This is a genomic window from Halopseudomonas sp. L-58 (genome assembly GCF_056859475.1).
This window is the reverse complement of sequence record NZ_JBSXON010000080.1, coordinates 1-9225: the sequence shown is the minus strand read 5'-3', so window position 1 is coordinate 9225 and position 9225 is coordinate 1. Positions and strand designations below refer to the sequence as shown.

At 60.3% G+C, this 9225-nt stretch carries 7 protein-coding genes and 2 pseudogenes; 3 read left to right on the top strand and 6 right to left on the bottom strand.

Annotated features, from left to right (window positions below; genetic code table 11):
- Together AC13EY_RS16040 and AC13EY_RS16035 are read right to left on the bottom strand one after the other, a co-directional pair.
- On the bottom strand, positions 1-2018 hold a 2018-nt coding region (locus AC13EY_RS16040; protein ID WP_482875843.1), incomplete at its 3' end, for a DUF5710 domain-containing protein.
- Positions 2019-2185: 167 nt separating this feature from the next.
- A pseudogene (locus tag AC13EY_RS16035) lies at positions 2186-2962 on the bottom strand (IS1595-like element ISCsp2 family transposase); the annotation flags it as partial.
- Between the two features lie 61 nt (positions 2963-3023).
- Here AC13EY_RS16035 and AC13EY_RS16030 point away from each other — a divergent pair.
- Positions 3024-4655, top strand: a complete 1632-nt coding sequence (locus AC13EY_RS16030) for a VRR-NUC domain-containing protein (RefSeq protein WP_482875798.1) — start codon at positions 3024-3026, stop codon at positions 4653-4655.
- A gap of 10 nt (positions 4656-4665) precedes the next feature.
- On the opposite strand, the pseudogene AC13EY_RS16025 reads toward AC13EY_RS16030, so the two are convergent.
- Positions 4666-4962: pseudogene (locus AC13EY_RS16025) on the bottom strand (SDR family NAD(P)-dependent oxidoreductase); the annotation flags it as partial.
- Between the two features lie 115 nt (positions 4963-5077).
- On the opposite strand from AC13EY_RS16025, the gene AC13EY_RS16020 reads away from it, so the two are divergent.
- Positions 5078-5521 (top strand): winged helix-turn-helix transcriptional regulator, encoded by a 444-nt coding sequence (locus AC13EY_RS16020; RefSeq protein WP_233048410.1) that lies wholly within the window; start codon positions 5078-5080, stop codon positions 5519-5521.
- A gap of 24 nt (positions 5522-5545) precedes the next feature.
- Here the strand turns inward: AC13EY_RS16020 and AC13EY_RS16015 are convergent, their stop codons facing one another.
- Positions 5546-6562: an AraC family transcriptional regulator gene (locus AC13EY_RS16015; RefSeq protein WP_298664024.1), complete on the bottom strand. Its 1017-nt coding sequence runs from the start codon at positions 6560-6562 to the stop codon at positions 5546-5548.
- Positions 6563-6673: 111 nt separating this feature from the next.
- Here AC13EY_RS16015 and AC13EY_RS16010 point away from each other — a divergent pair, with 111 nt between their 5' ends.
- A complete protein-coding gene (locus tag AC13EY_RS16010; protein WP_482875795.1) occupies positions 6674-7660 on the top strand; it encodes a sterol desaturase family protein in 987 nt (328 codons plus the stop codon).
- Here AC13EY_RS16010 and AC13EY_RS16005 read toward each other — a convergent pair.
- Complete coding sequence (locus AC13EY_RS16005) at positions 7642-8220, bottom strand: NAD(P)H-dependent oxidoreductase (RefSeq protein ID WP_285678051.1); 579 nt, start codon at positions 8218-8220, stop codon at positions 7642-7644. The genes AC13EY_RS16010 and AC13EY_RS16005 overlap by 19 nt on opposite strands.
- Before the next feature lie 380 nt (positions 8221-8600).
- Positions 8601-9225: transposase (locus AC13EY_RS16000; RefSeq protein ID WP_482875792.1), on the bottom strand; the 625-nt coding region annotated here is incomplete at its 5' end.

Below are 9225 nucleotides of genomic sequence, written 5' to 3'. Positions count from 1 at the left end.
TTCTCGGCCGCCTCGGCCTGGAGCTTGGCCTTCTCCTGGTCGCTCAAGGCGTAGCCCTTGCTCTTCCAGGTAATGTCCGTGCCGGTCTTGTTGTTGATGATCCGCCCGGCCGGGTGCCCGTCCAGGTGGCCCACGTAGAAGCCATCGAGCGCGCCCTTCTTGCCGCCCTCGACCGGCACGCGGTGCCGCTTGCCATCCATGATCGGGTGATCGCCCTGGGCGTTGCTGCCGGTGAACAGGCCGGCGCTGCGCATGGCCTCGGCGAACTCTTCCCTTGGCGTCATCGCTGGCCCTTGCTGGGCCTGCACGTTCTCGGGCTTCCAGCGTTCGAGCTTCGCCGCGTCGGCGCGCGGGCCGACATACCAGGACTTCGCGGCCTTGTCCCAAAGCGCGCCGGCGGCCTTGGCCGCGTTGCGCTGCTCGTAGGGCACGGCCAGGTACTGGCGGGCCTGCTGGGCCTGCTGCGCGGGCTTCTGCGCCTCGCCCTGGGCTTCGGGTGCCGGCTGGGCCGAACGCGGCTCTACGGCCGCTGTAGCGGCTCCCTGCGCCCATTTGGCGAAGGGAGCGGCATCGGTGCCCGGCGGCACGTACCAGGACTGTTGCTGCCGATCCCAACGCGCCCCGAGGCTCTTGGCCTCGTCCTTCTCCTTGTACGGCACGTTGATGTACTGCCGTTCGGGCTTCTCGGCCTGCGGCTGCGCCTGCTGCCGCTCGCGTTCCTGGCGCTCCAGCTCGGCCGCGCGGCGCTGCGCGTCGCTGTCGTTGAGCATGGCCGACGCCTCGGCGGTCTTGCGTGCCTCTTTAGCGGCTGAAATGTCCTCTTCGGTCGCGTTGGGGTCGCGCCGTACACGCTCTTCCTGCACGCGGGCCAGCTTGGCGGCGCGCTCGTGCTGGTTGTCGGTGCCCAGCGCATCGACCAGGTGCAGGCGCTCGGCCAGAGCCTCGGCCTGGCCCTCGGTGCGGGTGCCGGCGACGAAGGCAAAGGCGTCCTCGCCGAACTGCGCATCGGCCTTGCGCGCGTAGACCTGGAACGCCTGCGGCTCGATGCCGGCCTGGGCGGCATCGACGGTCTGGCCGTCCTGCTCGGCCACGCCGACGATGCGCAGCTCTCCGCTCCAGTCGGGCGGCAGCTCAACGCCAAGGTGTTGACGGGTCGCGTCGGCGAACGCCTGGCCGTCGATCTCGCCGGCGGCGAGCTGCCGGCGCGCGGCGGCGGCCTGCTCGATGCCCTGCACCGCGTCGGCAGGATGGGCGGCCAGCAGGGCGGCCGCCTGGTCGTTGGTCGGTGGGGTCATGTTCGCCTCCTGGTCTGCGACGGCCGCTTGCTGCTGGGTCAGCGCCGGCAGGGCCATCAACTGGTCGGGCGCGTAGTTGTTCAGCTCGTCCAGGCTGCGAACCTGGTGGGGTTCACCGTCCTGGTCGTGGAACGCAAAGATGCGCTGGCCGTCGCTCCACCTGGCTTCGGCGTCGATGCTCGACACGATCTGTTCGCCGTGCTGCTGGAGCTGCTGCGCGAGGTGGAGCTGTTCGGCCATGTTGGCGAACTCTTGCGCCAAGCCCTTGCGCTCCAGGTAGGCGTTGTCGGTGTCGGTGTGGCTCGGGTCGATGCCGAACACCGGCGACAGCCGGTCATGCGCGACCGCGTAGAACTGCTCGGGATCGGTGCCGGTGATGCTGCCCACGGTTTCGAGGCCACGGCTGCGCAAGGCGTCTTCCAGGGTGTCGCCCTGGAATGCCTGGTAGTGGCTGAAAGACACGTCCGGGTTGTCCAGGACTTCGGCAATGTCCACGGCCAGGGCCTGGGCCACGGCTTCGTCCTGGGCCTGGCTCTGCTGCTGGTCTTGCTCCTGAACCTGCTTCTGCTCGAAGGCCAGCACGTAGTCGTGAATCTTCTCGGCATCGGCGGCCGCGCGGAACACCTCCAGCGGCTCGTCTTGCAGCGCCTTGATCCACGAACCCACATAGGCGGCGTGCTGGCCCGGATCGTGGCCGATGCCCAGCTCGTCGCCGACGATCATGGGGTTCTAGGGATTTTCCGTCCAAATGCGACATTCAGACTGCTAAGTGATTGATTTATTGTGACTGGCTATGTGAAGCGCCAAAAAAGTAATACCCCTCTGGAGGCCGCGGACGGCGTGGCCTCCAGAGCACTTTGTCGTTTTTGGACGGAAAATCCCTAGAACCCCAGTGAGGCGACCCGGTGCACTCCCGCCATGGAGACATGGGCAGGTACGCCTGAGCCGAGCATGACGGTGCGCTGGTGGGTGTAACCCAGTTCTCCCAGAGCGCGGTATGCCGCCGAACCATCCGTGCGTACCTGGGCTCCAGGCTCGACCACCTCCTGCACAAAGGGGATTACGTGGGTGGCGGCGTCTCGGTCAATGCGGCGTAACCGGATGCGCCCAAACCCCTTGGGCTCCACGATCTCCACCGCCATGACCATCAACACTTTGGTGGTGCTGCTCTTGCGCCCTGCAGGGGTGGCGGGATTCTTGCGATCCGTGATGGACAGGTACGTTTCATCCACCTCCACAAGCCCCTTGAGCTTGTCCCGGCCCGGGCGGACCATGGCACGTCGAAACCGGTGCAGCATGGTCCAGGCGGTCTGGTAGCTCCCCAAACCCAATACGCGCTGCAGCCCCAGGGCGCTCACGCCTTGTTTCTGATTGGTCAGGTACCAAGCTGCAGCCAGCCAGACACGCAGCGGTGTGCGCGTCTTGTCAAAGATGGTTCCAGATGTCACTGTGCCTTGGTACTAACATGAGCGGCACATCAGGCGGGTGCGGCTGGCGCGGTACACATCGCCAGCGTTGCCGCAACGCGGGCAGACGAAGCCTTGGGGCCACCGAAGCTTCTCCAGGAACGCCTGGCAAGCCTCTTCGGTGGCAAACCAGTCAAGAAATTCGTTCCAGGTGCGGGGGTAGTCCCCTCCAGGAGTTGGCGTTAGCATCTGGGTTTCCATCCAGCTATTCTCACGTCACTGGAGCTAAATAGATACCCCTTATAAACGCACAGTCTTTTGTATGCCGCAGCCCGGCCCTGCGCCCGCACCGCACCGCTTTTACTACCTGCACAACTTCCAGCGTGCGCTGGACTGGCTGTACACGCGCTATGGCGACCTGCTCGGTGTGGACGACCTGCAGTTCCTCACCGACTTTCGGCAACTGCCCCAGGCCGCACAGGCCCTGCTGGTGCGCATGGTGATGCGGCGCGGGCCGTGGTTTCGCGCGAGCAAGCTGGCCTATGACGAGATTCCCGACACGCGCGACGCTGCCGCGCCGCTGCTGGCGCGGGGCTGGCTGTGCGCCGATGCGCCCCTGGGTCTATCGGAGCTGTTCGCCTTGCACACCAAGCGCGAGCTGCTACAGATTTTGCAGGGCACTGCGCTGCACCCCACCATGCGCAAGGCCGAAATGCTGCAGGCCCTGGCCGACCGCGGTGACCTGCGGCAGCCCTACGCCGCCTGGCACCCGCACGCCGACGAGCCCGTGTGGCAGGTGACGGTGGGCGCGCGCTGCGAGCGGCTGCGGCTCATGTTCTTTGGCAACCTCCATCAGAGCTGGGCGGAGTTCGTGCTGGCCGACCTGGGCGTGTTCCGCTACGAGGCCGTGCCGCTGGACGCTGCCTCGCGCGCTTTCCAGCATCAGGCCGATGTGGACACCTACCTCGCTCTCAGCGCCTGCCGCCAGGCGCTGGACGAGGAGGGCGCCGATGCCGCTGCGCTGCTGCAGGCCCTGGCCGCCGCGCACAGCGCCACGCCGTGGCTGGAGCAGCGCCGCGCGCGGGTCCTGCTGCGCGTGGGCCAGGCCTGCGAGCGCGCGCGCGACTGGCCGCTGGCCGCCCAGGCCTACGCCGCCAGCCGCGCCCCCGGTGCGCGCCACCGCCAGATCCGCGTGCTGGAGCGCATGCAATGCTCCGATCAGGCTCTAGCCCTTGCCCATCAAGCGCTGGCGGCTCCTGAAAGTGAAGAAGAACACCAGCGCGTGGCGCGCATGCTGCCGCGCCTGCGCCGCCGCGTGGGGCAGGGCGGCGGGCCGCGCCGGCCGGCACTGGCCCCGGCCGTGGCCGCGCTGCGCATGGACGTGGAACTGCCCGCGCCCACGCCGCCCCAGTCGGTGGAGCACGCGCTGCGCGCGCACTGGCACTGCGCCGAGGCGCCGGTGTTTTATGTGGAGAACACGCTCGTCAACGCCCTGTTCGGCCTGCTGTGCTGGCCGGCCATCTTTGCGCCGCTGCCGGGCGCGTTCTTCCACCCCTTCCAGAGCGGCCCGGCCGACCTGGCCGCGCCCGACTTCGTGGCGCGCCGCCAGGCCCTGTTCGACGCCTGCCTGGCCGAGCTGCACGACGGCCGCTACCGCGCCACCATCCTGCAGCGCTTTGAAGAGAAGCACGGCACCCAGTCGCCCTTCGTGGCCTGGGGCGCGTTGAGCGCCGAGCTGCTGGCGCTGGCGCTGGACTGCATTCCGCCGGCGCACCTGGAGCGGCTGTTTGCCCGGCTGCTGTGCGACGTGCAGGCCAATCGCACCGGCCTGCCCGACCTGGTGCGCTTCTGGCCCGGCCGCCCGCCCGGGGCCGAGCGCTATGCGCTGGTGGAGGTGAAGGCCCCCGGCGACAAGCGTTGGTGGTGCGCACCACACCGAAAAAATTGGTGTTGAAAATTGCTTGAGCCTGCTCCAGCGAAAACTCTTCCGCACCGGCTGGCGACAAACCTCGGCCAGCGTTATTCACCAACAAATCTATTCGGCCTGTTGAATCAATGATTTGATTGACCAGCGCCGCAACGGATTCGTCTTTGTCAACATCGAGCGGCAGCATTTCAAACGAGTGCTGCATGTCGGCACCTGGGCGCCTGCTGGTGCCAAATACACGATAACCCGCTGCTACAAGTTTTTGAGCGGTGACCAGCCCTATGCCGGAAGACGCACCTGTTACCAGTGCAACCGGTTTTTTGTTTTTGTTCATGATTTAAATCTCCCGTGGGTGCGAAATGTCAGTGGATTTCTGATCAGCAACTTGTTACTATCAAAACGAAACTCACTTTACCTGCAATTCTAAATAAAGTCACTATCAAAATAGTATGGACAGTAAAAATATTTCGGAAAACCCCTGCCCGATCGCACGAAGCCTTGCTTTTGTAGGCGACGCGTGGAGCATTTTGATTTTGCGGGATGCGCATGCGGGCATCACCCGCTTTGACAATTTCCGCAAAAGCCTGGGTATAGCGCCCACCATGCTGACCAAGCGTTTGTCGGTGTTAACCGAAGAAGGATTGTTGGAAAAACACCGCTACTCCGAACACCCACCGCGAGAAGAATATTTATTAACCGAGGCGGGGCGAGACTTTTTGCCGGTACTCTTCATGATTGGAGCCTGGGGACGCAAGCACAGGGGCGGCGGAAAACTGACAAAATTTTTTGATGCGGAAGCAGGAACAGAAATTAAACCGGTGGCAATTGACGAAGCGACAGGTGCAAAAATTGGAACCCGTCCTATCCGGATGAATTTCAGTGATGAGGGGTGAGAGCACTTACTTCAAAGCTCAGGGTCACTTCACACAATAAAATTCCCTTCTGTGTTTCAAAGGTGTGCTGCCCGTCCATTGCCGAAAAGCACGATTGAAAGCACTTTGCTCCGAATACCCCAGCAGCAATGCTATTTCACTGAGGGACAGGGTTTCATCAGCAAGGTATTGCTGTGCAAGTGTTTGCCTCAATTCATCAAGCTGACCTTTGAAAGTTTTACCGCGTTCATTCAATGCCCGATAAACAGAACGTACAGACATGTTTAATTGAACCGCCACCCAAGGCATCGAAGCATTTCTTTCCAGCAACCCCCTGCTCATTGCTTTTTGAAGTTGAATCAAAAATTCATCAGAATGCTCAAGCCCTTTCAGCGCCGTTGCGGCCTTCTGCTCAAGCAGCTGCATCAGGTGCGTGTCACGGCTGTTGATTGGTAGCATTAAATTGTCTGCGCGCAGCCTGACTGCCAATTGTGGTCGGGCAAATTGCACTGGGCAGCCAAGCATGGCTTCATAAGTGGCCAAACCCGAGTCGCTCTTTCGCGGAAATTCGACACAGACGGGTTTAATGCGATGTGGGGCAATCAAAATTCCCAACACAGTGAGCAGGCCGCTGATCAGCACTTCGTTCGACAAATCTGTGGAGTGTCCATTCTCATTGGTCCAGGCCAAACGGATGCAATCCCCGTCCACCGCAACCGAGGAGGCGGCTAGCTGCTGCAACAGCCCTTCGAATCGCTGCAAGCGCTGCATGGCTTGCCCCAGGGTTTCACACGAGGCGGCCAAATACCCCAAAACACCGACATCTTGAATCTGGGTCAATTTGCCGATTCGCAATCCGACATGGGGGTCGTTGCTGACCTGTGCCACGCGCTCAAGCAGAGCCCACCATTGCCCTATCGGCAATCGCTCGGACCCGGAAGAGGCCGCATTCGTGTACTCATTCAACAAATCAAGACTCAGCCCTTCCGCTTCCATGAAGCGGCGAACAATGTGTGTAAGCCTCGCGAGAATGAGTGCGTGCTGATTGCTGGATGTGCTCATTGGCACATTATGTCAAAAACTAAAGGCCAGAAGTCAATATTCAGCGCACGTGTCTATGGATAATTCTTTTGAATCAAAACCGATTCACGAGTTCAACCCAAAGGTGTTGCGATGGATTTTTTGTACCAAACCTTTACTGAAGCATTGATCAATGTATTTGGCCGAGCGCCAGGTTTAAGCGAATTGATCCTGATCCTGATGCTTCCTTTGTTTGTCAGTGCTTTTTTGCTCGAGTGGATCCATGTGCGATATCGCTCGGGAAATTGGAACATTGCCCGGAACCAGACTTTTTGGCTACGCGAAGTTGCAGCAAATTACGCATTGGGCTTTGGCTTCTACATCTCCAGCGCCCTGATGAATGTCAGTTATCTGCTTGCATTGTGGGCGCTGCTTTGGGAGCACAGACTATTCACCATTCCCGTCAATGTGTTCACAGTAATTGCAGCCTTTTTCGTTCAGGAACTTTGCTACTACTGGTATCACCGAACTGCACACCGGGTTCGATGGTTTTGGGCTCAACATGTGTCGCACCACACCGGCGAGATCATGAACATGTCCACTGCGGCCAGACAAAGCATTCTGAATGGAATAATAGGCACCTGGATTTTCTTCGTACCTGCCGTTTTATTGGGCTTTTCACCCGATCTGATTCTCGGTTTACTGGCAGCCAACCTGGCCTACCAATGGTTTGTGCACACCGAGTCGATCGGGAAATTTCACCCGGCCATTGAGTGGCTGTTCAATACACCATCCAATCATCGGGTTCACCACGGCCGCAACACGCAGTACATTGACAAAAATTACGGGGGCGTGGTCATGCTTTTTGATCATTTGTTTGGAACCTACGAACCGGAGCAGGAAAAAGTGCTTTACGGCACACCCCAGCAGATCAAAAGCCACAACTGGTTTGTACTGAATCTGCATGAATTGGTGGACATGATGCGTGATGTGATGGCGCCAGGTCCTGTATTGGAGCGGTTAAAACATTTGTGGAAGCCGCCGGGCTGGGTGCGCGAGGGTCATGAGCCTATTCACACCTGGACTGTGGAAAGACAGCAAACAGCCAACCAAGAAACCATTCAAGCCTTAAAACCATAAGAATAGGCACGCGACAGCCATTTGTCGCGGGTAGTTGCGTGCGAATTCTTGACCGGCCCAAAACTGGTCACAGCAACAGGTTTAACTCCACAAAACTCGAGAATCGTTCGCTTCATTTGATTGTGTCCCGGCATGCGATACACCAATCGGTAATACCAAGGGGGGGTGTCCATGGTTGCAATCAAATGGGCCGTACGCCCGGCCAACAGGCCATCTGCCATCAAGGCACCTTCTTTGAATTTAAAGCCGAACCCTGGCAGCAAAATACGGTCGAAAAATCCCTTGAGAATAGCGGGAATTGAACCCCACCAAATTGGATAAACAAAAACCAGGTGCTCGGCCCAAACAATGGATTTCTGCGCCTCCACCAGGTCGGGCTCCAACGCTTGAATGGTGTTGTAACCGTCGTGAAGAATCGGATCAAATTTCAAGCTGGGGAGCCTGAGCAATCGAACGTCGTGACCCGCAGCCTGAGCACCCTTCATGTATGAACTGGAAATTGCGCCACACAAGCTGCTCTCGGAAGAATGCCCAAGAACCACCAGAATCCTTTTGCTCATTGTGAGCTCCTTTTGTCTGAACCAGAAAAAGGAGCTTAAAGCTTGCCCTTAGGGGCAGAGTCAACAGAAAGATCACAGTGCATTGAATCAGGCGAATTACGCAATTGCTGCTCAAACTGTTCCAGCAGTTCAAGTTGTGCCTGCGCTGCAGAAATTTCAGCTTGAATGGCCCGCCGCTTTCGACGGATAGGCGTTTTAACCGCATGAGGCCAAGTATCGCACCGCGGAAGCGCCATCAAGCCGGCTGAGACACTCGATTTTCCCGCCCAGGTGTCAGGTTCACCACCAGGGTTTGGCGTTCAGGAGAGTGATTTGCGGCGCTCGGCGTGTACCGGGCGCAGAGCCAGTTCGCGGCAAGTCAAAATCGCCGCTTTGTTCATTCACCAACTGATGCGCTGATCGACCTCAAAGTCCGGTGCCGGTTGCGCCGCTAGGTCCCAGTCTGCTGGCTCGGTTTGCGCCCCGTCATCCATCTGCGCATCACTACAGTCATCCCACAGCGGTGGCCCGCGCGCCGGGGAGATGCGGGGTGGCTCTGAATCTGCCCCGATGTGGTCCAGGATGTGCCGGATGTCAGCGCTGTGCGTAATGAACGCGATGATGCGCATATGCCCGCCACACAGCGGACACAAGAGGGGGAACACCTCGTAGATGCGGGCGATCAGCACCGCCCACAGGTAGTGCGCTGCACGCTTGGGCAGCACCGGCTCGCTCTGGGATGGCAGCGCGCTGCTCATCGGTACCACACCAGGCGCGCACTCCCCCGTGCTGATCGACGCGCCCAGCACGGGAGCGGCTTGCGCCGGTGTCGCCAGCGCCGTCACCGCAGCCCTGAGCGGCGAGTTGGGTGCCAACACGCCAAAATAGCGGTGCCGGTGGGTGCGTGGCGGTGGCACCAGCGCGGCGATGCGGTCGATCAGTTCCAGCGGTGTGAGGTGCAGCTCATCTGCCTTGGCACCACGCTTGTCACTGGTGGGCTCGCTGCGCTGTTTGGCACAGCGGTAC